Here is a 24,220-nt window from a genome sequence, read left to right as displayed (position 1 = left end):
CCATGGTCGCAGACCGGCCCGCTCCGGGTGAACCGGGCCTTGCCACTGGGGCGCGGGCTCGGGCCGCCGGTTCGTTGACGCACCTGACGGGCCGGGTTAGGTTCTCACGGGCCGTCAGGTCGGCCGGAGGGGGCACTGGGACCGCGATGCAGATCCGTTCGACCACCGAGGCCGACCTCCCCGCCTACCTGCGCACGCTGTCCGACGCCTTCGGCGTGATGTGGCACGCGGACGACCCGCCCTGGTGGGCGGCGTACGAGATGGGGCGGAACCTGTTCGCCGAGGACGCCGCCGGCCGGCCGATCGGCGTGGCGGGCGCGTTCACCCTCGAGCTGACCCTGCCCGGCGGGGCACTGGCACCGGTGGCCGGCATCACCGGGGTCGGCGTGCTGCCCACGCACCGGCGCCAGGGCGTGCTGACCGCGCTGATGCGGCATCAGCTGGCGCAGCTGCGCGATGCGGGCGAGTACCTGGCGGTGCTGCAGGCCTCGGAGGCGGTGATCTACCGGCGGTACGGCTACGGACCGGCCTCCGCCCGGCTGCAGTGCGCCGTCCCCCGCCACCTGGGTGCCTTCGCCACCCCGCCGGCCCCGGGCGGCAGCCTGGAGCTGCACTACCGGGAGGAGTGCGGCGAACTGCTGGCCGAGGTGTACGACCGCTACCGGCTGACCCGGCCGGGCGCGCTCTCCCGCCCCGAGCGCTGGTGGACCGGCGGTGCCAGCCGCCCCCCGGTCTCGCACGCGCCGCGCCAGATCGCCTTCCACCGGGACGCCGACGGCCGGGCCCAGGGCTACGCCTGCTACACCGTCGCCGCCACCGACCCGCTGCACGGCACCCGCACCCTCACTGTGGAGGAGCTGGTCGCCGCCACCGACGAGGCCGAGGCCGCGCTGGTCCGGTTCTGCCTGGACCACGACCTGGTCGCCACCGTGGTCTTCGCCAACCTGCCGCCGCAGAGCCCGCTGCGCTGGCGGTTCGCCGACAGCCGGGCGCTGCGCACCGAGTCGGAGCGGGACGGGCTCTGGGTCCGGCTGCTCGACGTGCCGCGGGCCCTGGAGGCCCGCCGCTACCTGGCCGGCGGCCGGCTGGTGGTCGAGGTGGCCGACCCGTTCCTCGAGGAGCACGGCCGCTACCTGCTCACCGTGTCCGGCGGGGTCGGCCACTGCCGGCGCACCGAGCTGGCGGCCGAGCTGGCGCTGGACATCAGCGACCTCGGCGCCCTCTACCTGGGCGGCACCGCCGCGAGCACCCTGGTCCGGGCCGGCCGGATCCGCGAGCTGCGCCCGGGCGCGGCGCTGGAGGCGGACGCCCTGCTGCGCGCGGAGCGGCCGCCGCACTGCGTGCACTGGTTCTGACGGCCGCCGACGGCTCGACCCCGGCAGACGCCGGGGTGATCGGCCCGCTCGCGGACGGGCGGGACCGGCACCGGTCATCGGCGGCTGCGGCGGCCGGCTGACCCGGTGTCACGGCACGCGTGCACCATATTCACGGGCGCGACGGCCGCCGGGATGTGAGGATTGGGGCATGACGACGCTCAAGGAGCGGCTGCGGGATGACCTGACGGCCGCGATCAAGGCCCGGGACGAACTCCGCTCGGCCACCCTCCGCCTCACCCTGGCCGCGGTGACCTCGGCCGAGGTGGCGGGTGCCGAGAAGCGCGAGCTCACCGACGACGAGGTACAGCAGGTGGTGCAGGGCGAGGCGAAGAAGCGGCGGGATGCCGCGGACGCCTTCGCCAAGGCCGACCGGCCCGAGCAGGCCGAGCGCGAGCGCGCCGAGGGCGTGGTGCTCGCCGAGTACCTGCCCAAGCAGCTCAGTGACGAGGAGCTGGCGGCCGTGGTGGCCGCCGCCGTGGCCGAGAGCGGGGCGACCGGCCCGCAGGGCATGGGCGCCGTGATGAAGCTGGTCCGCCCCAAGGTGGAGGGCGTCGCCGAGGGCGGCCGGGTGGCCGCCGCCGTGAAGGCCGCGCTCACCGGTAAGTAAGCAGGAGAGGCACGGAGCAGGACAGGCAGGGCCCGAGCCGGGCCCTGCCTGTTCGCGCTAGTGGCGCCCGGGCTTGCCCGGCTTGCCGGTGGGCAGCCCCGGGAGGCCGCCGTTGCCGCCGCCGACCAGGCCCGGCGGCAGCGTGAACGGCGGCGGGTTCGGCGCCGGGTTGGGCGCCGGCGGACTGGCGCCCGGCGGGTTCCCCGGGTTGTTGGGGTCGGGGCTGGGCGACCCGTTCGCCGGCGACTGCTGGTTCGGCAGCGGCACCAGCGTGAAGCCGGTCGGCGGCGTGCCGGCCAGCGACTGGCTCATCGCCTGCCGCCACATCGGCCCGGGCCCGGTGGCGCCGTAGACCCCGCCGTCGCCCCCGAAGTTGTGGCCGCCGATGGTGATGTTGCCGCTCATCTTCACCCCGCCCTCGGGCCCGCCGAGCCAGACCACGCCGACCAGGTCGGGGGTGTAGCCGTCGAACCAGGCGGCGCGCCGCTCGTCGGTGGTGCCGGTCTTGCCGGCGATCGGGCGGCCGTCGTCCAGCCCGAGCGCGGAACCGGTGCCGCCCTTCTCGGTGACGCCCTTGAGCAGGGTGTTCAGCTGGTCGGCGGTGGACTGCTGGATCACCTGGTTGCAGTTGGCCTGCGGCACCGGCAGCTGCCGCCCGCCGAGGTCGGCCACCGAGGTGATCGCGACCGGGTCGCAGTGCACCCCGCGGGCGGCGAAGGTGGCGTAGACGCCCGCCATGTCCAGCGGGCTCATCTCCTCCACGCCCAGCGCCATGGCCGGCACCTCCTCCAGCGGGTCGCCGCTGGCCTTGCTCCGGATGCCGAGCTTGTTGGCCATCTGCTTGACCGCGCACAGGCCGATGTCCTGCTCCAGCAGGACGAAGTAGGTGTTGACCGACCGGGCCATCGCGTCGGGCATCATCATCTGCCCGTGCTCGTCGGGGCTGTCGTTGGCGACCTGCTCCTGCTTGAGGTTCCGGTACGGCGCGCCGCAGGTGGTCATGTCCGGGTAGGCCATCTTGGCCGGCGAGTCGTAGCTCTGGCCGAGGTCCTTGCCGGCGTCCAGCGCGGCGGCGGCGACCACCGCCTTGAAGGTGGAGCCGGGCTGGAACCCGTTCCCGCCGCCCATCGCCGCGTCCACGTTGAGGTTGACCACGGTCTGGTGCTTGCCGGGGTCCAGGCCGTACGGCCTGGTCTGGGCCATCGCCAGGATCTCGCCGGTGCCGGGCTTGAGCATGGTCATCGCGGCGGCCACCGGATCGGTCAGGTAGACCTTGTCGGTGACGGCCTTGTTGGCGGCGGCCTGCTTGTCCGGGTCGATGGTGGTGGAGATCTTCAGGCCGCCCTGGGCCCAGAGCCGGTTCCGCTCGGCCGCGGAGGCGCCGAAGGCCGGGTCGGTGAGCATCACCTTGCGCACGTAGTCGCAGAAGAAGCCCATGCCGGCCTGCGCGGTGATGCAGCCGTTCTGCGGGTCGTGGTACTGCAGCGAGAGCGGGCTGGCCTTGGCGTCCCTGGCCTGGTCGGCGGTGATGTGGTGGTACTCGAGCATCTTGTCGATCACGGTGTCCCGGCGGGCCTGGGCGGCCTTCGGGTGCTCCACCGGGTCGTAGGCGCTGGGGTTCTGCACCAGCCCGGCCAGCAGCGCGGCCTCGGGCAGGGTCAGGTCCTTGTCGCTCTTGCCGAAGTAGCGCTGGGCGGCGGCCTCGACGCCGTAGGCCTGCCGGCCGAAGTAGGTGATGTTGAGGTAGTTGGTGAGGATCTGCTCCTTGGGCAGCTCCTCCTCCAGCTTGATCGCGTACTTCAGCTCCTGGATCTTGCGGCCCACGGTCTTCTTGGTGGCCTCCAGGAACGCCGCCTGGTCGTCGCCGGCCTGCTCGACGAAGACGTTCTTGACGTACTGCTGGGTCAGCGTGGAGGCGCCCTGGGCGTCGGCCCCGGAGGAGGCGTTCTTGGCGAGCGCGCGCAGCACGCCCTTGGGGTCGATGGCGCCGTGCTGGTAGAAGCGGGCGTCCTCGATGTCGACCTGGGCCTGCCGGGTCAGCGCGGACATCTGGTCCTGCGTCAGTATCGTCCGGTCCCGGGCGTAGATCTTGGCGATCTGGTTGCCCTTGGAGTCGTAGACGAAGGAGGCCTGGGAGAGCGTCGGCGTCTTGAAGTCGGCCGGCAGGCTGTCGAAGCCCTGCACCCCGTTCTTCGCGCCCAGGCCGATCGCCCCGACCGCGGGCAGGGCCAGACCGGCCAGCAGGACGCCGGAGAGGACGCTGACTCCCAGGAAGGTCAGCCCGAGCCCCGCGAGTTCCGCGGGCGAGCCGGTCCGCCGGCGCGGCCGCCGGTCGGAGGAGGAGCGCTGTGGTGCCATGGCAGGACTCTACGTTGCGGATTACTGCACACCGGGGCAGCTGTTCGCCTAGTCTTGTCACAGGCCTGCGACAGCTCCGCTCTGTGTGCGTCGAACACTCCTGTGAGTGTTGAGGGTTGTCCGGTATGACGGGGTATGAGGCGGTTGCCGAGCTGCTGTGTCGGCGTCATATGCCCCTCCGGCGGGTCGCACTGGTCGCGCTGAGTGACGAAAGGTCAGCTGGGGGGAGCCGCAAGGGCTGCGACCTGCGATCACTCCAACGAGTGATCTGACCGGCACCCATAGTCCGATCGGGTCATTCGAGATTGGACCCCAGGGGGCTGTTGCGCTCCGCCAATCTTCCGTAACGTCCTCAACTGGCAGCGGTGAATATGCCGTTGCCGCCGTGGGGGAGCCTCGATTGAATCGGGAGAGGACGGCGGGGCATGGGCTGGGTTGATGACTGGAGCGCGCAGGCTGCCTGCCGCACGAGTGATCCGGACGAACTGTTCGTCCAGGGGGCGGCGCAGAACCGCGCCAAGGCGGTGTGCAGCGGGTGCCCCGTGCGCACCGAGTGCCTGGCGGACGCGCTGGACAACCGGGTGGAGTTCGGTGTCTGGGGCGGGATGACCGAGCGGGAGCGCCGCGCACTGCTGCGCCGCCGCCCGACGGTGATCTCCTGGCGCCGGCTGCTGGAGACGGCGCGCACGGAGTACGAGGAGTCCCTGGCCACCGGGGTGATCCTCGCCGACTACGCGCAGGCGGGCTGACTCGTCGCCAGCCGGGCCGCCGCGCGGCCCGGGCGCGCCGAGCCCGCGGTCAGTCGGCCTCGCCGGCCAGCCGGTGGCCGATCAGCCGCAGCCCGTCCAGGTCGTGCACGTCCCCGGCCAGCGCCGGCACCTCGATGATCGGCACGTCCGGGTAGACCGCGGTGAACCGGTCCCTGGTCCGCCGCTCCCGGCCCATCACCTCGACCCGCTCGGCGTGCAGCCGGAGCAGTCCGGCCGCCAGCGCCTCGGCCTCGGCCTGCACCGGTTCGTGGTCCGCGCCGTTCTCCTCCAGGGCCTGCGCCGCCGCCATCGCACGCTCCGCGGTCAGCTGCGCCGCCCCCGTGGTGTGCACCCGGTTGAGCACCAGCCCGGCCAGCGGCATCCGGTCCGCGGCCAGCCGGTCCACGAAGTAGGCGGCCTCGCGCAGCGCGTCCCGCTCCGGCGCGGCCACCACCAGGAACGCCGTGCCCTCCGCCTTGAGCAGCTGGTAGGTGCTCTCCGCGCGCTCCCGGAAGCCGCCGAACATCGAGTCCATCGCGGCCACGAAGGTCTGTAGGTCGGTCAGCAGCTGGGCGCCGAAGATCTTGCCCAGGGTGCCGGTGAGCAGGCCCATCCCGACGTTCAGGAACTTCATCGCGCTGCGCCCGCCGACCTTGGCCGGGGCCATCAGGATGCGGATGATCTTGCCGTCCAGGAACGAGCCGAGCCGCCCGGGCGCGTCCAGGAAGTCCAGCGCGGAGCGGGAGGGCGGGGTGTCGACCACGATCAGGTCCCACTCGCCGGCGGCCCGCAGCTGGCCCAGCTTCTCCATCGCCATGTACTCCTGGGTGCCGGCGAACCCGGCGGAGAGCGACTGGTAGAAGGGGTTCTCCAGGATCGCCCTGGCCCGCTCCGGCTCGGCGTGCGCCAGCACCACCTCGTCGAAGGTCCGCTTCATGTCCAGCATCATGGCCTGCAGCTCGCCGGATCCCTCCCCGGTGCGGGCGCCCTTGACCGGCCGGGGCGTGTTGTCCAGCTCGGTCAGGCCCATCGACTGGGCCAGCCGCTTCGCCGGGTCGATGGTCAGCACCACGGTCCGGCGCCCGCGCTCGGCGGCCCGCAGGCCGATCGCCGCCGCCGTGGTGGTCTTGCCGACCCCGCCGGAGCCGCAGCAGACCACGATCCGGGTCCGCGGGTCGTCGATCAGCCGGTCCAGGTCGAGGGCGGCCGGTGCGCCGTCCTGCTCCGCCGCGCCGCTGCTCATGCCGCCCCCTGTCGCTTGAGTTCACCGGCCAGCCGGTACAGGCCGCCGAGGTCGACACCGCCGCCGAGCAGCGGCAGTTCGTAGGCCGGCAGGTCCAGCGCGGCCAGCTCGGCCCGCTGCTCCTGCTCCAGGGTCACCCGTTCGGCGTGCTCCCTGGCCTGGTCGAGCAGCGGATCCAGCAGCGGCTCGACGGCGGAGCGCCGGGTCGCGGCCGACCGCGACCGGCCGCCCAGCCCGGCCTCGACCAGCGCCCGGGCCACCTCCTCGCGGTGGTCGCCGTGCGCCCCGGCCACCGCGGCGGCGTCCAGCACCGGCGGCCGCACCATGTTCACCAGCACCCCGCCGACCGGCAGCCCGGCCGCCCGCAGCTCGCCGAAGCCGTCCACCGTCTCCTGGACCGGCATCTCCTCCAGCAGGGTGACCAGGTGCACCGCCGTCTCGGGCGACTTGAGCACGCCCATCACGGCCTGGGCCTGACTGTGTATCGGGCCGAACCTGGCCAGCCCGGCCACCTCGGAGTTGACGTTCAGGAACCTGGTCAGCCGCCCGGTCGGCGGCGCGTCCATCACCACCGCGTCGTAGCGGCGCCGCCCGTCCGGCCCCTTGCGGCGGGCCGCCTCGCAGGCCTTGCCGGTGAGCAGCACGTCCCGCACCCCGGGCGCGATGGTGGTGGCGAAGTCGACGAAGCCGACCTTCTGCAGCGCCTTCCCCGCGCGGCCGAGCTTGTAGAACATGTCGAGGTACTCCAGCAACGCCTGCTCGGTGTCGATCGCCAGCGCGAAGACGTCGCCGGAGGCCTTGGGCCCGGGCAGGCCCAGCTGGGCGGTGGAGACCCCGGTCACCCGGCGCTCCTCGTAGGGCAGCGCGGCGATGCCGAACAGCTCGGCGATGCCCTGCCGGCCCTCCACCTCGATCAGCAGGACCCGGCGCCCGTCCGCGGCCAGGGCCAGCGCGAGTGCCGCCGCCAGCGTGGTCTTGCCGGTGCCGCCCTTGCCGCTCACCACATGCAGCCGTACGCCCTCCCAGTCCACGCTGCCTCTCCGTCCGCTCGGAATCCCTCCTCGCGAGCGTAACCAGCGCCCGCGCCGGATGCCGGGAGCATCCGGGTGAGGAAGGCGCCGGTACGCCGCTTTGTGTCCTACCTCACACCTGCCTCACATCGCCGCCGGCGCCTCCCCGACCGTCCCGGACCCTCCGGCCAAGGGGTCTTCGGCGTCGCGCCGCCCGGGCTCGGCCCGGAGGCCGCTCCTGCACCCACCCCCGTTGGCCGAGGGTCTAAAGTCAGCTCCATGACCAAGTGGGAATACGTGACCGTGCCGCTGCTGGTGCACGCGACCAAGCAGATCCTCGACACCTGGGGCGAGGACGGCTGGGAGCTGGTCCAGGTGGTGCCCGGGCCGAACAACCCGGAGCAGCTGGTGGCCTACCTCAAGCGGGAGAAGAACTGATGGGCGCGGTGGAGAGCCGGCTGGCCGAACTCGGCCTGACCCTGCCGGAGGTCGCCAAGCCGGTCGCGGCCTACGTCCCGGCGGTGCGCAACGGCGACCAGGTGCTGACCAGCGGCCAGCTGCCGGTGGTCGGCGGCGTGCTGAAGCAGACCGGCAAGGTCGGCGCCGAGGTGACGGCCGAGGAGGCCAAGGCGCTGGCGCAGATCTGCGCGCTGAACGCGCTGGCCGCCGTCAAGTCGGTGATCGGCGACCTGGACCTGATCGACCAGGTCGTCAAGGTGGTCGGCTTCGTCGCCTCCGCCCCCGACTTCACCGGCCAGCCGGTCGTGGTGAACGGCGCCAGCGAGCTGCTGGGCCAGGTGCTCGGCGAGGCCGGTGTGCACGCCCGCAGCGCGGTCGGCGTCGCGGTGCTGCCGCTGGACGCCCCCGTCGAGGTGGAGATCCAGGTGCGGGTCAAGGCCTGATCCGCCCGCCCCTTCTCACCAGCATGCCCGGATGCATAGCATCCGGGCATGGCTGCTGAATCCGCCGGTCGCACCCGGCCCGCGCCCCCGATGCCGCCCGGCTGGCCGGAGCGGATCCGGGCGCTGGCGGCCGGCCGGCTGACCCCGCTGGTGCCGAAACCCTCGGCCACCGTGGTGCTGCTGCGCGACGGCGCGGCCGGTCCGCAGGCCTACCTGCTGCGCCGGCGCAGCTCGATGGCCTTCGCCGCCGGCATGTACGCCTATCCGGGTGGCGGGGTGGACGCGCGGGACGCCGGGGGCGAGCCCGGCTGGGCCGGCCCGAGCCCGGAGCAGTGGGCCGAGCGGCTCGGCGTGGACCGGGCGACGGCGCAGGCGGTGGTCTGCGCGGCGGTCCGGGAGACCTTCGAGGAGGCCGGCGTGCTGCTGGCCGGCCCGGACGCCGACTCGATCGCCCCCGCCCGGGACTGGACGGCGGAGCGGGCCGCGCTGGAGGCGCACCAGCTCTCGTTCGCCGACTTCCTGCGCGAGAACCGGCTGGTGCTGCGCAGCGACCTGCTGGGCGGCTGGGCCCGCTGGGTGACCCCGGCCTTCGAGGAGCGCCGCTACGACACCTGGTTCTTCGTCGCCGCGCTGCCGCCCGGCCAACTGGCCGCCCACGAGGTGGGCGAGGCCGACCGGGTGGCCTGGCTGCCCCCCGCCGAGGCGGTCCGCGGCCACGCCGAGGGCCGGTACGGCATGCTGCCGCCGACCATCACCGTGCTGCGCGAACTGCTGCCGCTGCGCAGCGCCGCCGAGGCGCTGGCCGCCGCGGAGCGGCGCACCCTGACCCCCGTGCTCGGCGAGGCCGAGATCATGGGAGATCGTATGACCATCCGGTGGTCTGGGTATGACGATCTGACCATCGACGGCCACTACCCCGAGGACGACCCCTCGGCAGAGAACGGAAAGGCGGAACGATGAACCACAACGACGTGGCTCGCGTGCGCGACCTCCCCTCCCGCAGCCTCGAACCGCGCCCGCTCACCCGATCGCTGGGCTGCGACGACGACGGCCTGCCGGAGGACTTCGCCCCGCGCCGCCTGCTCCGCCCGCACGACGACCGCCCGCTGGTCCGCAGCATCGGCCACGACCGGTGAGCAACGGCCTGCCCGGGGACCCCGCCGACACCGTCGGCGGGGCCGCCACCGCCCGCGCGCTCTGCGTGCTGGCCCCCAACCCGTCCCCGATGACGCTGGACGGCACCAACACCTGGCTGCTCTGCGAGCCGGGCTCGGACCAGGTGGTGGTGGTCGACCCCGGTCCGCTGGACGAGGGCCACCTGCGCGCGGTGGTGGACGCCACCGAGCGGCAGGGCCGCCGGATCGCGCTCACCCTGCTGACCCACGGCCACCACGACCACGCGGCCGGCGCGGCCCGGTTCGCCGAACTCACCGGCACCGCGGTGCGCGCCCTGGACCCGGCCCACCGGCTCGGCGAGGAGGGGCTGACCGGCGGTCAGGTGATCGAGGTCGGCGGCCTGGAGCTGCGGGTGGTGGCCACCCCCGGGCACACCGCCGACTCGCTGACCTTCCACCTGCCGGCCGACGGCGCGATCCTCACCGGGGACACCGTGCTCGGCCGCGGCACCACCATGGTCGCCCACCCGGACGGGGTGCTCGGCGACTACCTGGACTCGCTGCGCCGGCTGCGCACCCTGGCCGGCGAGCACGGGGTGCGCACGGTGCTGCCCGGCCACGGCCCGGTGCTGCAGGACGCGCTGGGCAGCGTCGAGTACTACCTGGCGCACCGGGCGGCCCGGCTGGCCCAGGTGGAGACCGCGGTGGAGGCGGGCTGCCGGACGGCCGAAGAAGTGGTCGCCCGGGTCTACGCCGATGTGGACCGGGCGCTCTGGCCGGCCGCCGAGCTGTCGGTCCGGGCCCAGCTGCGCTACCTGGAGGACCACGGGCTCATCTGAGCGCCGCGGTCCTCCGAGCGGGGCTCAGCGGGAGCGGCGGGAGAGCCGCTCGACGTCCAGCAGCACCACGGCGCGGGCCTCGAGCTTCAGCCAGCCGCGGCCGGCGAAGTCGGCCAGCGCCTTGTTGACCGTCTCGCGGGAGGCGCCGACCAGCTGGGCCAGCTCCTCCTGGGTCAGGTCGTGGGCGACGTGGATGCCCTCCTCGGACTGCACGCCGAACCGGCGGGACAGGTCCAGCAGCGCCTTGGCCACCCGGCCCGGCACGTCCGAGAAGACCAGGTCGCTCATCACGTCGTTGGTCCGGCGCAGCCGGCGGGCGATGGCGCGCAGCAGCGCGATCGACACCTCGGGGCGGGCGTGCAGCCAGGGCTGCAGGTCGCCGTGGCCCAGGCCGAGCAGCTTGACCTCGGTGAGCGCACTGGCGGTGGCGGTGCGCGGGCCCGGGTCGAAGAGCGACAGCTCCCCGATCATCTCGCTGGGGCCGAGCACCGCGAGCATGTTCTCCCGGCCGTCCGGCGAGGCCCGGTGCAGCTTCACCTTGCCCTCGGCGACCACGTAGAGCCGGTCTCCCGGATCGCCCTCGTGGAACAGCGACTCGCCGCGCGCGAGGGTCACCTCGGTCATGGAAGCGCGCAGCTCGCCGGCCTGTTCGTCGTCGAGCGCCGCGAAGAGCGCGGCGCGCCGCAGAACATCGTCCACGTGCTTCCTCCTTCTCGGCCGACCGCCGTGGGGAGGCGGGCGGTCACGTACTGAAACAGTGCTCTACATCACCAAGCATGGCGCATGACGCTCCGATCATATGAGGAGGGGGTGCGCAGTGGAGGGCGGTAAGGGGCCATCCGTACGCATCGGTAGCCGGCCGGAACCGGTCCGCCGGGACCCCTTGAGCGGGGCGGCGCGCGCAACTACCGTCCGTCCATGGCATTCACCGAGAAACTCCTGCGGGCACCCGGGCCGGTCCAGGTGGGCGGCTACCGGCTGAAGCGCTACCACGTCACCGCCGATCCGGCCGGCCTCGATCCGGCGGTGGAGAAGGCGGCCTACTCCGTGCTGCCCGACCTGCTGCCCTTCCCGGACGGCACCCCGAAGTCCGGCTTCGTGGTGGTCCACCGGGGCGACGACACCGGCGCCTACGTCAGCGCCTACTGCTGGGCCTGGGACAACGTGCTCAGCTTCGCCGGCGCGGCCGCCGGCCAGCCGGCCCTCGGCTGCCCCGACCTGGACCCCACCCACTTCGTCCGGCTGACCCGCCCGCTGATCGGCTGCGTCTGGGAGCTGGCCCCGATGCGCCACGAGCGCGACTCCTGGGTCCGCCACGTGCTCACCCCCGACACCCCCGACCTGGACGCCTACCTCGCCGACGCCTACCGCGAGGGCACCACCGGCCCCGACCCGCTCGGCTGACGGCCCGCCGGAACCCCCACCGGCGGTCACCTGCGCGGCGTAGCCTTCGGGCATGGCAGAGAAGACCACCGACCTGCGGGTGAACCAGACCACCCCGGCGCTGTTCGCCGCCTACCCGACGCCGGCGGCGATGGCTGCGGCGAACCCGGTCGAGCTGGAGGAGCTGATCCGGCCGACCGGGTTCTTCCGGAACAAGGCCAAGTCGCTGATCGGCCTCTCCCTCGCGCTGCGCGACGAGTTCGGCGGCGAGGTCCCGGGCAGGCTGGAGCAGCTGGTCACACTGCCCGGGGTCGGGCGCAAGACCGCCAACGTGGTGCTCGGCAATGCCTTCGGGACGGCGGGCATGACTACGGCCTGACCGAAGGGCTTCTGGGCGCCGCGAGTAGCCAGGCCCGCACCCGACCTCCGGGAACTCCCGGCCGGGCCGGAGGACGATCGCGGAGTCGGAGTGGCGGTGGCCTTGGTCGCCACCGCGGTCCTCGGCGCCTACCTGCTCAACCACCGCGCCTCCGCCGACACCTTCGGCATCGACCGGGACCGAGACGACATCACCATCCTCACGGCCGCCTACCGCCCTGCTGCGGCCGACTCGGCCGGTCGGCGGGCAGGCGGCGGGTGAAGAACAGCGCGCCAGCCGTGATGCAGGCGCAGGCCAGCACCGCTGTCTTCAGCCCCTGGATCTGAGCGTCCCGGTAGTGCTCGACGATGGCGGCCGCCTCCTGCGGTGGCACCTCCGGATGACTGGCCAGTGCGGCGGCCACCCGGTCGGCGGGGACGAAGGAGAGACCCGCCTCGATGTGCACGGCGCTCTGCTCCGCGACGGCCTGCGAGACGCGCGGATCGCTCTCGATCCGGCTGGTGACGGAGGTCGCGAGCGCGCCGATCAGGATCGCGCCGATCAGCGCGGTGCCGAGCGAGGAGCCGAGGTTCTGCGCCGTGTACTGCAGGCCGCCGGCCTCGCTGCGCTGGTCGGCCTGCACACTGGACTGCACAGTGTTGCCCAGCTGGGAGGCGAGCAGGCCCATGCCGATGCCGAGCAACGCCATGGCCCCGGCGAACGAGGAGCCCTTCAACTGCGGCCCGATCGCCGTGATGAGCCAGAGCGTGGAGGCCAGCAGCACCAGCAGCCCGATCCGGCAGATCGCCCGCGGCGAGGCGTACCGCAGCAGCAGCGAGCCGCACATCGAGGTGGCCAGCATGGTGACGGAGACCGGCAGCAGCCGCAGGCCGGTCTCGAAGGCGTCCAGGCCCTGCACCACCTGCAGGTAGAGCGGGATCACGAAGAACAGCCCGAGCAGCACGGTGTTCTGGTTGAACAGCGTCATCAGCCCGGAGCGCAGCGGCTTGTTCTCGAACAGCCCGAGCGAGACCAGCGGCGTCAGCCCGCGCCGCTCGCGCCGCCGCTCGTGCGCGGCGAACGCGTACAGCAGCCCGGCGCCGATCGCGATCACGAACAGCGTCGGCGCGAACCCGAGCACCGTGAACGGCGGATTGCGCGGCTGGACCCAGCCCCAGCTGCCGCTCTGCAGCACCGCCAGCACCATCAGCGCGAGCGCGGCGGCCGACAGCAAAGCGCCGATCCCGTCCAGGCGCGGCCGGTGAGCGGGCGGCGGCTGCGCCGGAATCCAGCCCATCAGCAGCAGGATCGCCGCCACCAGCACCACTTCGCCGGCGAACACCAGTCGCCAGGTCAGGTAGGTGGTCACCCAGCCGCCGAGCAGCGGACCGACCGCGATGCCCGCCCCGGCCAGCCCGCCGATCACGCCGTAGGCGACTGCCCGGTCGCGGCCCCGGTACGAGCCGGCTGCCAGCGCCGCCAACGCGGGCAGTACCAGCGCGGCGCCGAGCCCCTCGATCACCGACCAGCCGAGCGCCAGTACCCCGACCGTGGGTGCGAGGGCGGTGAGCCCCGAGCCGACGCCGTAGACCGCCAAGCCGACGACGAAGACCCGGCGCCGACCGAAGAGGTCGCCGATTTTCCCGCCGGTCAGCATGAAGGCCGCCATCACCAGCGTGTAGAGGGTGATGACGGCCTGGATCGCGGTGACCTCGGTGTGGAAGTCCTTGACCAGCTGACTGATCGACACGTTCATCACGGAGGCGTCCAGCACCATCAGGAACTGGGCGGTTCCGAGCACGGCCAGCGGCTTCCACCGACCGGCGCCGGTGGCGGCCGGCCGCTCAGCCGGCAAGGAGGCGGGCCTTCTGCGCGGCGAACTCGTCCTCGGTCAGTACGCCCTGCTCCTTGAGCGCGGCCAGCTCCTTCAACTGGTCCAGCTTCTGCTCCATCGTCGGCCCGGCCACCGCCGCCGGTACGGGGGCGGGGGCGGGAGCCGGCGGCGGGGCGAACTGAGCCTCCTGCTGCGCCCAGCGGCCGCTCTGGCGCCGGGAGACCCGGTTGGAGACGGCGGTCGCGGTCCCCGCGACGACGGCGGTGCGGGCGACCCCTCGAAGCAGTCCTGGCATGGGTTCCTCCTCGGTGGCGGGTCAGTGGCGGTCGGGCAGGGCGTTCATCCGCCGCTGCCTGGTTCCTCGATCGCGTCGAGCACGGCGACCACGTCTTCCAGCGGCACCCGGCCGCCGGCGAGCAGTCGCGCGTCCGCCCGGCGCAGGGCCGTCGCGAGCGGTGCCGCCCAGCGGTTCTCGTAGAGCAGCACGGCGGCGGAGTCGCCCGGGGCCAGCAGCGCACCCGCCTCGGCGAGGTCGGATTCACCGAGCAGGCCCGATGAGGCGCCCTCGAAGACGGTCAGGTCGAGTCGGCCGTCGCCGGTCACGTCGGCCAGTTCGACGCCGGTGACGGTGTCGTCGTCGTTCTTGCGCAGGAAGGTCAGGTCGAGGACCCGGATGATGCCGCGATCGACCAGATCGACCAGCAGCGGTAGTCCCTCACCGGTCAGTCGGCTGCCGGGGAAGGAGATCACCAGGTAGTCGATCGGGCCCAGCTCGTCCAGTTCTGACACATCGTCCATACCGGCTCCCAACAGGCCATGACCGGCCATGACGCTCCGGTCGCGACGGGCACGAGGCGGACCGCCTCAGCGGACTCCCGTCCGTTTGCCACGCTAACGCGCTCCGGAGACCGCCCGCGAGCGCACGCGCCCCGTAGGAGGACCTGTTCACCCGAGCCGGGCAAGGCATCACAACCCAGTACGGACCCCCATCCGCACTGACAGCCGGGGTCCGACCATCCGTGGGTCGGGCTCCGGTTCATTCCCGCCCGACCCCGGGCCGTTACGGCGACGATCTCGTCACCGGTTCACCTGGTCCGGGTTGATCAATCGACCGCGGGTGGCCAGGTGTCCGGCGTAGCCTTCGTGCATGGCAGAGAGCAAGATCCGGAAGGCCGCAGCGGCCAAGCCGGTCGCGAAGTCGGTGGCGGTGAAGCCGCGGAAGCCGGAGTCGCATCTGGCGATGGTGCGGCGGGCGCGCAAGATCAACCGGGCACTGGCGGAGCTGTACCCGTACGCGCACCCGGAGCTGGACTTCGACAACCCGTTCCAGCTGCTGGTGGCGACCGTGCTGTCGGCGCAGACCACCGACCTGCGGGTGAACCAGACCACCCCGGCGCTGTTCGCCGCCTACCCGACGCCGGCGGCGATGGCTGCGGCGAACCCGGTCGAGCTGGAGGAGCTGATCCGGCCGACCGGGTTCTTCCGGAACAAGGCCAAGTCGCTGATCGGCCTCTCCCTCGCGCTGCGCGACGAGTTCGGCGGCGAGGTCCCGGGCAGGCTGGAGCAGCTGGTCACACTGCCCGGGGTCGGGCGCAAGACCGCCAACGTGGTGCTCGGCAATGCCTTCGGCGTCCCCGGGATCACCGTGGACACCCACTTCGGGCGGCTGGCCCGGCGGTTCGGGTGGACCGCCGAGGAGGACCCGGTGGCGGTGGAGGCCGCGGTGGCCGAGATCTTCCCCAAGAGCGAGTGGACGATGCTCTCGCACCGGGTGGTCTTCCACGGCCGCCGGATCTGCCACGCCCGCAAGCCCGCCTGCGGGGCCTGCCCGATCGCACCGCTCTGCCCCTCCTACGGGGAGGGCGAGACCGATCCGGAGAAGGCCGCCAAGCTGCTCAAGTACGAGATGGGCGGCCAGCCCGGCCAGCGGCTGCGCCCGCCGGCCGGCTACCCGGGCACACCGGCGGCCCCCGGCGCGTTGAGCGCTACGGCGGCGACGGCGACCGGGGAGGGCTGAGTGACGAGCGGGGGAGTGGTGGCGATCGTGCGGGACGGGCTGCCGGACTGGCTGCTGCCGGTCCGCGAGGCGGCCGAGACGGTGCGCCCGGAGCAGTTGAGCCGGTTCCTGCCGCCGGCCGAGGGCGGCCGGAGCTCGGCCGTGCTGCTGCTCTTCGGCGACGGCCCGGCCGGCCCGGACCTGCTGCTGACCGAGCGGTCGGCCGCGCTGCGCTCGCACCCGGGCCAGGTCTCCTTCCCCGGCGGCCGGCTCGATCCGGTGGACGGCGACCCGCTGGGCAGCGGTCCGGTGGCCGCCGCACTGCGCGAGGCCGCCGAGGAGACCGGGCTCGACCCGGCCGGGGTGCAGGTCTTCGCCACCCTGCCCGCGCTCTACATCCCGGTCAGCGACTTCGTGGTGACGCCGGTGCTCGGCTGGTGGCGCGAGGAGTCGCCGGTCGCGCCGGTGGATCCGGCGGAGACCGGCGCGGTCTTCCGGGTGCCGCTGGCCGAGCTGGCCGATCCGGCCAACCGCGGCCGCTTCCGGCACCCGTCCGGTTTCGCCGGCCCGGCCTTCGAGGCCGAGGGGCGACTGGTCTGGGGCTTCACCGCCGGGGTGATCGACCGGTTGCTGCACCACAGCGGGCTGGAGCGGGCCTGGGACGCGTCGCGGGTGATCGACCTGCCGCTCGGCGGGTAGGCGAACGGCGCCGATGCGGAGGGTACGGGCGACCGGGGCAGCTGCGGGGCAGCGGCCGGTCCATGGGAGGGTGGCACAGTGAACGTGCTGGATCTGCTGCTGCTCGCCGCCGCGATCGGCTTCGCCGTGTCCGGGTACCGGCAGGGTTTCGTGGTGGGCATCCTCTCCGTGCTGGGCTTCCTCGGCGGCGGGCTGATCGCGGTGGAGCTGCTGCCGCTGGTGCTCGACCAGCTGAGCCCGGGCACCACGGCCTCGGTGGTGGCCGTGGTGGTGGTGATCGTCTTCGCGGCGATCGGGCAGGCGGCGACCACCCAGCTCGGCTGGAAGCTGCGCGGGCGGATCGGCGGCAGCCCGGCCAAGGCGCTGGACTCGCTGGGCGGCTCGGTGGTGAACGTGCTGTCGATGCTGCTGGTCGCCTGGCTGATCGGTTCCGCCCTGGCCGGCACCTCGATGCCGACCGTCTCCAAGCAGGTGCGCACCTCGCTGGTGCTCGGCGGGGTGCAGGACGCGCTGCCGTCCGACGCGCCCAACTGGTTCTCCGACTTCAGCAAGGTGCTCTCGCAGAACGGCTTCCCGCAGGTCTTCAACCCCTTCGAGCACGAGCCGATCACCGAGGTGCAGCCGCCCGACCCGGCGCTGGCCGCCAGCCCCGCGCTGCAGCGGGCCAAGCAGAGCCTGGTGAAGGTGGTCGGCACGGCCACCTCCTGCGGCAAGACGCTGGAGGGCAGCGGCTTCGTCTTCGCCCCGCACCGGGTGATGACCAACGCGCACGTGGTCGGCGGGGTGGACGAGCCGACGGTGCAGATCGGCGGTACCGGGCAGCTCTACGACGCGGTGGTGGTCAGCTACGACTGGCAGCGCGACATCGCGGTGCTGGAGGTGCCCAAGCTGACCGCGCCGCCGCTGGCCTTCGCCGGCGAGGCGCGCAGCAACGACAGCGCGATCGTGGCCGGCTTCCCGGAGAACGGCTCCTTCAACGTCCAGCCGGCCCGGATCCGCGGCCGGATCCAGGCCAACGGCCCGGACATCTACCATCGCGGCCAGGTGGTCAGGGACGTCTACTCGATCCGCTCGCTGGTCCGCCAGGGCAACAGCGGCGGGCCGCTGCTCACCCCGGACGGCGAGGTCTACGGGGTGGTCTTCGCCAAGTCGCTGGACAGCGATGACACCGGCTACGTGCTGACCGCGGCCGAGGTGAAACAGGACGCGGCCACCGGGAGCACCGCCTCGGCCCAGGTGGACACCCAGGGCTGCGCCCTCTGACCGGCCAGTAGACGGCGCGTCGGCTGACGCGCCGTCCGGATCGCTTCCCCAGGCGCCATCCGGCGATCCGTCAGCTCATCCTGGTAGCGTCGGCCGCGCTCACCCGTTCGGCCCAGTCACGGCTGTCCCGGGTGGCGCGCACGCCACACGGATGAAGGAGTACTCGGGCCATGATGGGTCACTCGCACGCGGTCAGCGGGGCGATGCTGTACGCGGCCGCCGTGCCGTTCCTGCCGCCGCTGGTCCTGCACACCCACCTCAGGCCGGCCGACATCCTGCTGGGCACGGTGCTGGCGGCCGGCGCCGCGCTGCTGCCGGACCTGGACCACCACGACGGGACCATCGCCAACTTCCTCGGCCCGGTCTCCAAGCTGCTCTGCCGGTTCGTCGCCGCCGTCTCGGGCGGGCACCGGCACGCCACCCACTCGCTGCTCTTCGTGGCGCTGATGGGCGGCGGCAGCTGGGCCGGCGTGCACTACCTGGGACGCTGGTTCACCCTCGGCCTGACCTTCTTCCTGCTGGCGCTGGCGATCAAGGCGCTGCGGCTGCACGTGCCGGGGGACCGGCACCACACCTGGCTGACCGTCATCGGCCTGGCCGTGGTCGGCACCGTGGTGATGGACCGCTGGATGCCGTCCGCCCCGGTCTGGCTGCCGTACGCGGTGGGCCTGGGCACGCTGGCCCACCTGCTCGGCGACTGCCTCACCAAGATGGGCGCCCCGCTGCTCTGGCCGCACAAGGAGCGCTACGAGATCGTGCTGATCAAGCGCAGCGGCAACGACGTCGAGACCAAGGTGCTGGTCCCGATCATGACGGTGGCCACCTTCGCGCTGCTCTGGTTCACGGCGGGCGCGCCGACCGTGCTGGGCTGAGGCCCGGTCGGGAGCACGGTCGGCGGACGGGCTCGGCCCGCCTCAGGCCTCGCGGCGGAGGCGGGCTCCCACCCACCGGGCCCGGCGCCCGATGATCCGCGGGATGCCCAGCGGGTGCGGGGTACTGGCGCGCTCCGACGGCCCGTCCGGCCAGTCGGCGGGGCAGGGCAGGTGGCCGAGGTTCTGGCCGGCGGGGTTCTTCGCGGCTGCGCCGCGCTTCGCGCGCCGGCGGTCCGCGCCGGCGCGATCGGGCATCCAGGTCATACCCGATGAATGCCCCCGCGCCGCCGGGGGTAACCACCCTCGTCCGGGGGAACTGTCCTATGCCAGCGGCATGGCAACCCGGTGCCGGGGCACCGAACTGACGGAGCGTCAGCTATTGGCGGGGCGGTCCGGGGTCACTTGTGCTCGCCGATCCAGGCCAGCAGCTCGGCGCTGAACTGCTCCGGCACCTCCTCGTGCGGGAAGTGCCCCACGCCGGGCAGCAGCCGCCAGCGGTAGGGCGCCGCGACGAACTCCCCGGCGCCGAGCGCCGTGCGGGCCAGCAGCACCGGGTCGGCCGCCCCCTGCACGTGCAGGGTGGGCGCGGTCACCGGCTTCTTCATCCGGCGGGCGAACTGGATGCCGTCCGGCCGGGCCATCGAGCGGATCAGCCAGCGGTACGGCTCGATCGAGCAGTGCGCGGTGCTGGGGATCTGGATCGCCTGCCGGTAGTTGGCCTCCGCCTCGGCGCCCAGCGGGTTCGGCCCGGTCCACTCCGCCAGGTAGCGGCCGACCAGCTCGCCGTCCTCGGCGACCAGCCGGCGCTCCGGTATCCACGGCCGCTGGAAGCCCAGCACGTGGTCGTAGGCGGCCATCTGACGGCGGTCGCGCAGCAGCGCGCGCCGCAGGTGGCGGGGGTGCGCCGCGGAGACCACGGTCAGGCTGCGGATCACCGAAGGGCGCATCACCGCGGCCACGAAGCCCAGCGAGCCGCCGGTGTCGTGTCCGACCAGGTGGGCGCTGTGCTCGCCCAGCGAGCGGATCACCCCGGTGATGTCCAGGGCCAGGTTGGTGGGGTCGTAGCCGCGCGGGGTGCGGTCGCTGCCGCCCATCCCGCGCAGGTCGACCGCCACGGCGCGGTAACCGGCCGCGGCCAGCGCCGTCATCTGGTGGCGCCAGGCCCACCAGTACTGCGGCCAGCCGTGCACCAGCAGCACCATCGGGCCCTCGCCCAGCTCGGCGATGTGGAACCGGGCGCCGTTGGCCGCCAGGTCGCGGTGGGTCCACGGGCCAGGGTGTCGCACCGTCCAGCCGCCCCGGCCGGCCACCGGCACCGCCCCCGCGCCCGACCGGACCGGGAGGGCGCCGGAGCGCGGACCCGAGGGGGCGGGGACGGGGTGTTCCTGGTCCAGTGACATGGCGAGAGCGTTTCACATCCGGTCGGGCGGGTCCTCCCGACGGTCGGCGGGGGCGAGCTGGCGGGGTCGGTCAGTGCTCCTGGGCGGCGGCCCGCTCCTCCAGGACGGCCAGCTCCTCCGGCGTGGCCGGGCGCGGCTTGGCGTTGCGCAGCACCTCGGCGGTGGCCTGGGCGCCCTCGATGGTCCGGTTCGGCTTCTCGATCTTCTTGAAGAACTTCATCGCGACCAGCACCAGCACCACGGCGATCAGCACGTAGGCGACGGCCACCACCAGGAACGACAGGGTGAGGCCGATGTGCGAGACGTCGTTGAGGCCGTAGGCGAAGAAGAAGCTGAACATCGGGAGGGAGGCGATCCCGACCACGCCGGCGATGATGCCGGAGGCGCTGCCGGTGATCGCGCGGATGGCGTCCTGTCGGATCTCGGCCTTGGCGAGGGCGATCTCGTCGTGCACCAGCGATGAGAGGTCGGTGGTGGCCGCGGCGAACAGCTGCCCGACCGAGCGCTCACCCTCGTAGGGTGCGCGCGAGCTGCCGGACGGGCGTGCGGAGCCTGCGGACATCTGGTCTTCTCCTCTGCTGAGATTCCGGACAGTTCAGAATCATGCCCCTACCGACCAGTCAAGCACCACTTCGGGCTGCCCCGGCCGGACGGTGTGTCACCCGCTCGTACCCGTCCGGGTGGCTGACCGGTGCGGCCGGGCGGGTTCAACCGGTGGCCGGATCCCGTCGGTGGAGGTCGGGGACGTCCTCCCCGTCCTCCTCCTCGCAGAGCCGACGGTAGTGCCGGTTGCGCAGCTTGAGCAGCAGAACGGCCACCGCGGCGCAGAACAGGGAGCCGACCAGCACCGCCTCCTTGGCCAGGTCGGCCAGCGCCTGGTCCCCGGGGAAGGCCAGGTCGCTGATCAGCAGTGAGACGGTGAAGCCGATCCCGGCCAGCACCGAGACGGCGAACAGGTCGGCCCAGCGCAGCCGCGGGTTCAGCTCGGCCCGGGTCCACCGGGCGGTCAGCCAGGTGCCGCCGAAGATCCCCACCGTCTTGCCGACCAGCAGGCCGAGCACCACGCCCAGCGGCATCGCCTGGGTGAAGACCTGCCGCAACGCCGTCCCCGAGACCGGCACCCCGGCGGCGAAGAGCGCGAAGACCGGCACCGCGATGCCGGCCGAGAGCGGACGGACCAGGTGCTCGATGTGCTCGCCCGGCGAGTGCTCCTCCCCGTCCTCCAGGTGGCAGCGCAGGGTCAGGCCCATCGCCACGCCGGAGACGGTCGGGTGCACCCCGCTCTCGTGCATCAGCGCCCAGATCAGCAGGGCGAGCGGGACGAAGAGGTACCAGCCGTGCACGCCGTGCCGGTGCAGGTACCAGAAGAGCACCAGGCCGGCCACCGAGGCCGCCAGCGCCCAGTAGGTGACGCCCGAGCTGTAGAAGACCGCGATGATCAGGATCGCGATCAGGTCGTCGACTACCGCGAGGGTGAGCAGGAACGCCCGCAGTGCCGAGGGCAGGTGACTGCTCACCACGGCGAGCACGCCGAGCGCGAAGGCGATGTCGGTGGCGGTCGGGATCGCCCAGCCGGCCGGGTGGCCGCCCGGTCCGCTGTTGGCCAGGGCGAAGACCACCGCGGGCAGCGCCACGCCGCAGACCGCGGCCATCACCGGCAGCAGCGCGGCGCTGGGCGTGCGCAGCTCGCCGGCCACGAACTCGCGCTTCAGCTCGATGCCGGCCACGAAGAAGAAGAGGGTGAGCAGGCCGTCCTTGGCCCAGGCCTCCAGCGGCAGGTGCAGGTGGAGCGGTCCGGATGGGCCGATCTCGTGGTGCACCGCCTGCTGGTAGCTGCCGGGCCAGGCGTTGGCCCAGATCAGCGCGGCCACCGCGGCGACCAGCAGCAGCACGCCGCCGACGGTCTCGGTGCGCAGCGCCTCGGTCAGGTAGCGGCGCTCGGGGAGCGGGAGCAGGCCGAGGAACTGACGGCGCGGGGGCGGGCCGGGCGGGCTGACCACGTGGGTGACCTCCTGCCAGATCTGGGGTGAATATCCGTTTCGTATCTTTTCATGCGCTTCTGTCGCGTGGGCCGGGCGGGGTCGCTGGGGGTGTGCGTCCGTTCGGGTGGGCCGCCGTGGCGGGCTCGTGCGGGGGCGGACGGTGGCGGACGGGGGCGCACTCCAGGGGCGCGTGAGGTGGCTCGATCACGGTGCGCGACGCGGGGTGGTCGAGCCCCGTCATCCGGGGCGGCGGTCAAGCGATTTGACGGGCGGTGGCGAGCTGAGCTCACGTCAGCTTCGAGCGCATGCGGGATTGTTGCGCCCCTGCGGCCGGGTGCGGGATCGCCTTTTGGCGGCGCCCGCCGGGCCGACTTCCGCGGGGCGCGGTTGCCGACGGTCACGGCGATCCGTTGCCCACCGTCACGGTCGTCACGGGCTGTGCCGCTACGCCAAGTAGCGCTGCTGGCTTGGCCGCTGGCAGTGGACGCCGGACCGCGCCCGGGCGCCGTCGCGCGGGCATGCGACGGGGTGTGGGCGAACTTATCGTCATCTCAACGCGGCCCGCCGCGGCCGCCCGATCCCGCCCCACCCGGAGGCAACCCCATGTCCCACGAGGAACCGGCCGACCTGGCCGGCTCTGCCGCGCCGGTGCCCCCCGGACGGTCCGCCGAGCCCCACCCGGCCGTCGGAGGTGACGGAGCCGCGCAGAGCGCCCCGCCCCGGTTACCGGCCGCCGCGCTCACCCCGCCGAGCCGGCCGGACCCGCGCTCCCCGTCCCAGGAACCGCCGCTCCCGGCCCGCCCGCTGATCCCGCCCCGACCGCTGCGGCCGCCCACCGTGGAGGCGGCGGCGGACCCGGTCGCGACGAGGCTGCCGAGGCGCCGCCCCTCGGCCGTCCGGCCGACCCAGCCGCTCGGCCCGGCCGGGCGGCGGCCCGGCGGGGCGAAGCCGGCCCAGCCCGCCGTGCCCGTCCTCCCCGGCGCGGCCGCCCGGCGCCGCGAGGCCGAGTCGCTGACCCCCGACCGCCGGCTCCGCCCGCTCTTCCAGGGACTGCCGCCCGACAGCGGCGTGGCCGTCGCGGTGATCGAGGGGGACGAACAGACGGTGGCCTGCCGGGGCTTCACCGACCTGGCGACCCGGCGGCCGATCCGGGCCGACACCCGCTTCGAGCTGGGCTCGATCACCAAGACCTTCACCGCGCTGCTGCTGGCCGACATGGTGGCGCGCGGCGAGGTCCGGTACGACGATCCGGTCGGCGCCTACCTGCCGACCGAGGCGGTGCCCGGCTATCCCAAGGAGCGCCCGATCACCCTGTTCCACCTGGCCACCCACACCTCCGGACTGCCCCGGCTGCCGGCCGGGATGCCCGGGGTGATGCCGCAGTGGTTCACCCGGCCGTGCGCCACCTTCAACGCGGCCCACCTGCTCCGCTCGCTGGCCCGCACACCGGTGCGCGGCACGCCCGGCACCCAGGTGCGCTACTCCAGCCTCGGCGCCGGGCTGCTCGGCATGGCCCTGGCCAACGCCGCCGGCAGCCGGTACGAGGACCTGCTGGTCCACCGGGTCTGCGAGCCGCTGGGACTGCTGGACACCTCCTGCGGGGCGGCCGGCGATCCCGGCAACGGCTACCGGCGCGGCCGCCGGGTGCCGTCGTTCCGGATGCCGGCCCTGCCCGGGGCGTCGGCGCTGCGCTCCAGCGCCGACGACATGCTCCGCTACCTCCAGGCGCTGGTCGCCGTGGACGGGGCCGTGCCGCTGGGCGGGACGGCCGGTCTGCTCTCCGGCACCGACCAGGCGCTGCGCACCGCGCTGCGCGAGGTACGCCGGCCGCGGGTGCCGTGGAAGCTGGCGGGCACCCGGTTCTGCCTCGGCTGGAAGCAGCGCGGGCTGCGGGACGGGGAGGAGGAGCCCGAGCGGGAGCTGGTGTTCCACGAGGGCAGCACCAAGGGGTTCCTCGCCTTCGCAGGCTTCGACCCGAGGGCGGGCACCGGGCTGGTCGCCCTGGTGAGCGCGCCGCCGACCCGCCGGCGCCGGTTCCTGCAGGCCGCCTACGAGACCCTGCGCGGTCTGGGCGGCGGCGCCTGACGCGGGCTCGGGAACGGGCGTGGGGGGGGGGGGGGGGGGGGGGGGGGGGGGGGGGCCGCGCCGGGGGGGGGGGGGGGGGGGGGGGGTTTGGGGTTGATGGGGGTGGGGTCGGTGAGGCGGGCGTGGGTGCGGTCGGCGGTGAGGGTGAG

The 24,220-nt window shown here is 73.6% G+C and carries 26 protein-coding genes and 1 pseudogene; 16 read left to right on the top strand and 11 right to left on the bottom strand.

What is annotated here, in order from left to right:
- The first annotated feature begins 146 nt into the window (after positions 1–146).
- Both ACFYNO_RS35425 and ACFYNO_RS35420 read left to right on the top strand, forming a co-directional pair.
- On the top strand, positions 147–1,355 hold the full coding sequence (locus ACFYNO_RS35425) for a GNAT family N-acetyltransferase (RefSeq protein WP_388021659.1): 1,209 nt from the start codon (positions 147–149) through the stop codon (positions 1,353–1,355).
- Positions 1,356–1,524: 169 nt separating this feature from the next.
- Positions 1,525–1,983, top strand: a complete 459-nt coding sequence (locus ACFYNO_RS35420) for a GatB/YqeY domain-containing protein (RefSeq protein WP_388021658.1) — start codon at positions 1,525–1,527, stop codon at positions 1,981–1,983.
- A 57-nt stretch (positions 1,984–2,040) separates the two neighbouring features.
- Here ACFYNO_RS35420 and ACFYNO_RS35415 read toward each other — a convergent pair whose 3' ends face one another.
- Positions 2,041–4,341: a transglycosylase domain-containing protein gene (locus tag ACFYNO_RS35415; RefSeq protein ID WP_388021657.1), complete on the bottom strand. Its 2,301-nt coding sequence runs from the start codon at positions 4,339–4,341 to the stop codon at positions 2,041–2,043.
- A gap of 425 nt (positions 4,342–4,766) precedes the next feature.
- Here ACFYNO_RS35415 and ACFYNO_RS35410 point away from each other — a divergent pair, with 425 nt between their 5' ends.
- Positions 4,767–5,090: a WhiB family transcriptional regulator gene (locus ACFYNO_RS35410; RefSeq protein ID WP_388021656.1), complete on the top strand. Its 324-nt coding sequence runs from the start codon at positions 4,767–4,769 to the stop codon at positions 5,088–5,090.
- Between the two features lie 49 nt (positions 5,091–5,139).
- Here ACFYNO_RS35410 and ACFYNO_RS35405 read toward each other — a convergent pair whose 3' ends face one another.
- Positions 5,140–6,333, bottom strand: a complete 1,194-nt coding sequence (locus tag ACFYNO_RS35405; RefSeq protein ID WP_388021655.1) for an ArsA family ATPase — start codon at positions 6,331–6,333, stop codon at positions 5,140–5,142.
- The gene (locus tag ACFYNO_RS35400; RefSeq protein WP_388021654.1) at positions 6,330–7,364 is read right to left on the bottom strand and encodes an ArsA-related P-loop ATPase; all 1,035 of its coding nucleotides are present in this window, start codon (positions 7,362–7,364) and stop codon (positions 6,330–6,332) included. Before ACFYNO_RS35400 ends, ACFYNO_RS35405 begins: the two co-directional genes overlap by 4 nt.
- Positions 7,365–7,622: 258 nt before the next feature.
- Between ACFYNO_RS35400 and ACFYNO_RS35395 the strand changes: the two genes are divergently transcribed.
- Genes ACFYNO_RS35395 through ACFYNO_RS35375 form a run of 5 tightly spaced genes read left to right on the top strand, consistent with a single transcriptional unit; the run spans position 7,623 to position 10,199 of the window.
- Positions 7,623–7,781 carry a DUF4177 domain-containing protein gene (locus tag ACFYNO_RS35395; RefSeq protein ID WP_100889483.1) on the top strand — a complete coding sequence of 53 codons (159 nt, stop codon included), beginning with the start codon at positions 7,623–7,625 and terminating at the stop codon, positions 7,779–7,781.
- Entirely contained in the window at positions 7,781–8,245 is a 465-nt protein-coding gene (locus ACFYNO_RS35390) for a RidA family protein (protein WP_388021653.1), read from the top strand. Before ACFYNO_RS35395 ends, ACFYNO_RS35390 begins: the two co-directional genes overlap by 1 nt.
- Positions 8,246–8,293: 48 nt before the next feature.
- The gene (locus tag ACFYNO_RS35385) at positions 8,294–9,205 is read left to right on the top strand and encodes an NUDIX hydrolase (protein ID WP_388021652.1); all 912 of its coding nucleotides are present in this window, start codon (positions 8,294–8,296) and stop codon (positions 9,203–9,205) included.
- Complete coding sequence (locus ACFYNO_RS35380; protein WP_388021651.1) at positions 9,202–9,381, top strand: hypothetical protein; 180 nt, start codon at positions 9,202–9,204, stop codon at positions 9,379–9,381. The genes ACFYNO_RS35385 and ACFYNO_RS35380 overlap by 4 nt, the downstream gene beginning before the upstream one ends.
- A complete protein-coding gene (locus tag ACFYNO_RS35375; protein WP_388021650.1) occupies positions 9,378–10,199 on the top strand; it encodes an MBL fold metallo-hydrolase in 822 nt (273 codons plus the stop codon). The genes ACFYNO_RS35380 and ACFYNO_RS35375 overlap by 4 nt, the downstream gene beginning before the upstream one ends.
- 24 nt (positions 10,200–10,223) lie before the next feature.
- Here the strand turns inward: ACFYNO_RS35375 and ACFYNO_RS35370 are convergent, their stop codons facing one another.
- Complete coding sequence (locus ACFYNO_RS35370) at positions 10,224–10,898, bottom strand: Crp/Fnr family transcriptional regulator (protein ID WP_030288117.1); 675 nt, start codon at positions 10,896–10,898, stop codon at positions 10,224–10,226.
- A gap of 219 nt (positions 10,899–11,117) precedes the next feature.
- Here ACFYNO_RS35370 and ACFYNO_RS35365 point away from each other — a divergent pair, with 219 nt between their 5' ends.
- The 3 genes and pseudogenes from ACFYNO_RS35365 to ACFYNO_RS35355 all read left to right on the top strand — a co-directional run bounded on the left by ACFYNO_RS35365 (position 11,118) and on the right by ACFYNO_RS35355 (position 12,222).
- A complete protein-coding gene (locus tag ACFYNO_RS35365) occupies positions 11,118–11,603 on the top strand; it encodes a hypothetical protein (protein ID WP_388021649.1) in 486 nt (161 codons plus the stop codon).
- Between the two features lie 52 nt (positions 11,604–11,655).
- A pseudogene (gene nth / locus ACFYNO_RS35360) lies at positions 11,656–11,952 on the top strand (endonuclease III domain-containing protein); the annotation flags it as partial.
- A gap of 99 nt (positions 11,953–12,051) precedes the next feature.
- Entirely contained in the window at positions 12,052–12,222 is a 171-nt protein-coding gene (locus tag ACFYNO_RS35355) for a hypothetical protein (RefSeq protein ID WP_388021648.1), read from the top strand.
- Here the strand turns inward: ACFYNO_RS35355 and ACFYNO_RS35350 are convergent.
- The 3 genes from ACFYNO_RS35350 to ACFYNO_RS35340 are packed head-to-tail and all read right to left on the bottom strand — an operon-like array spanning position 12,161 to position 14,572.
- Positions 12,161–13,795: an MFS transporter gene (locus ACFYNO_RS35350; RefSeq protein WP_388021647.1), complete on the bottom strand. Its 1,635-nt coding sequence runs from the start codon at positions 13,793–13,795 to the stop codon at positions 12,161–12,163. The two genes, ACFYNO_RS35355 and ACFYNO_RS35350, sit on opposite strands and share 62 nt — an antisense overlap.
- The gene (locus ACFYNO_RS35345; RefSeq protein ID WP_388021646.1) at positions 13,785–14,069 is read right to left on the bottom strand and encodes an SHOCT domain-containing protein; all 285 of its coding nucleotides are present in this window, start codon (positions 14,067–14,069) and stop codon (positions 13,785–13,787) included. The genes ACFYNO_RS35350 and ACFYNO_RS35345 overlap by 11 nt, the downstream gene beginning before the upstream one ends.
- A 44-nt stretch (positions 14,070–14,113) precedes the next feature.
- Positions 14,114–14,572, bottom strand: coding sequence for a DUF6325 family protein (locus ACFYNO_RS35340; RefSeq protein ID WP_388021645.1), 459 nt, complete (start codon positions 14,570–14,572; stop codon positions 14,114–14,116).
- Between the two features lie 349 nt (positions 14,573–14,921).
- On the opposite strand from ACFYNO_RS35340, the gene nth (ACFYNO_RS35335) reads away from it, so the two are divergent.
- The 4 genes from nth (ACFYNO_RS35335) (at position 14,922) to ACFYNO_RS35320 (ending at position 18,604) form a co-directional block, all read left to right on the top strand.
- Positions 14,922–15,791 carry an endonuclease III gene (nth, locus tag ACFYNO_RS35335; RefSeq protein WP_388021644.1) on the top strand — a complete coding sequence of 290 codons (870 nt, stop codon included), beginning with the start codon at positions 14,922–14,924 and terminating at the stop codon, positions 15,789–15,791.
- Positions 15,792–16,469, top strand: coding sequence for an NUDIX hydrolase (locus ACFYNO_RS35330; protein WP_388021643.1), 678 nt, complete (start codon positions 15,792–15,794; stop codon positions 16,467–16,469).
- A gap of 78 nt (positions 16,470–16,547) precedes the next feature.
- Positions 16,548–17,732, top strand: coding sequence for a MarP family serine protease (locus ACFYNO_RS35325; RefSeq protein ID WP_388021642.1), 1,185 nt, complete (start codon positions 16,548–16,550; stop codon positions 17,730–17,732).
- A gap of 170 nt (positions 17,733–17,902) precedes the next feature.
- Entirely contained in the window at positions 17,903–18,604 is a 702-nt protein-coding gene (locus ACFYNO_RS35320; RefSeq protein ID WP_388021641.1) for a metal-dependent hydrolase, read from the top strand.
- A gap of 42 nt (positions 18,605–18,646) precedes the next feature.
- On the opposite strand, the gene ACFYNO_RS35315 is transcribed toward ACFYNO_RS35320, so the two are convergent.
- From ACFYNO_RS35315 to nhaA, 4 genes are all read right to left on the bottom strand, one after another.
- Positions 18,647–18,859, bottom strand: a complete 213-nt coding sequence (locus ACFYNO_RS35315; protein ID WP_388021640.1) for a hypothetical protein — start codon at positions 18,857–18,859, stop codon at positions 18,647–18,649.
- A gap of 143 nt (positions 18,860–19,002) precedes the next feature.
- Positions 19,003–20,004 carry an alpha/beta fold hydrolase gene (locus ACFYNO_RS35310; protein ID WP_388021639.1) on the bottom strand — a complete coding sequence of 334 codons (1,002 nt, stop codon included), beginning with the start codon at positions 20,002–20,004 and terminating at the stop codon, positions 19,003–19,005.
- A gap of 70 nt (positions 20,005–20,074) precedes the next feature.
- A complete protein-coding gene (locus ACFYNO_RS35305; protein WP_388021638.1) occupies positions 20,075–20,566 on the bottom strand; it encodes a phage holin family protein in 492 nt (163 codons plus the stop codon).
- A 145-nt stretch (positions 20,567–20,711) separates the two neighbouring features.
- Positions 20,712–22,004: a Na+/H+ antiporter NhaA gene (nhaA, locus tag ACFYNO_RS35300; protein ID WP_388021637.1), complete on the bottom strand. Its 1,293-nt coding sequence runs from the start codon at positions 22,002–22,004 to the stop codon at positions 20,712–20,714.
- A gap of 585 nt (positions 22,005–22,589) precedes the next feature.
- On the opposite strand from nhaA, the gene ACFYNO_RS35295 reads away from it, so the two are divergent.
- Entirely contained in the window at positions 22,590–24,071 is a 1,482-nt protein-coding gene (locus tag ACFYNO_RS35295; RefSeq protein WP_388021636.1) for a serine hydrolase, read from the top strand.
- Positions 24,072–24,220 lie beyond the last annotated feature (149 nt).

Origin of the sequence: Kitasatospora sp. NPDC006697, assembly GCF_042869935.1 — a bacterium.
GTDB lineage: Bacteria > Actinomycetota > Actinomycetes > Streptomycetales > Streptomycetaceae > Kitasatospora.
This window is presented reverse-complemented; position numbering and strand designations above follow the sequence as displayed.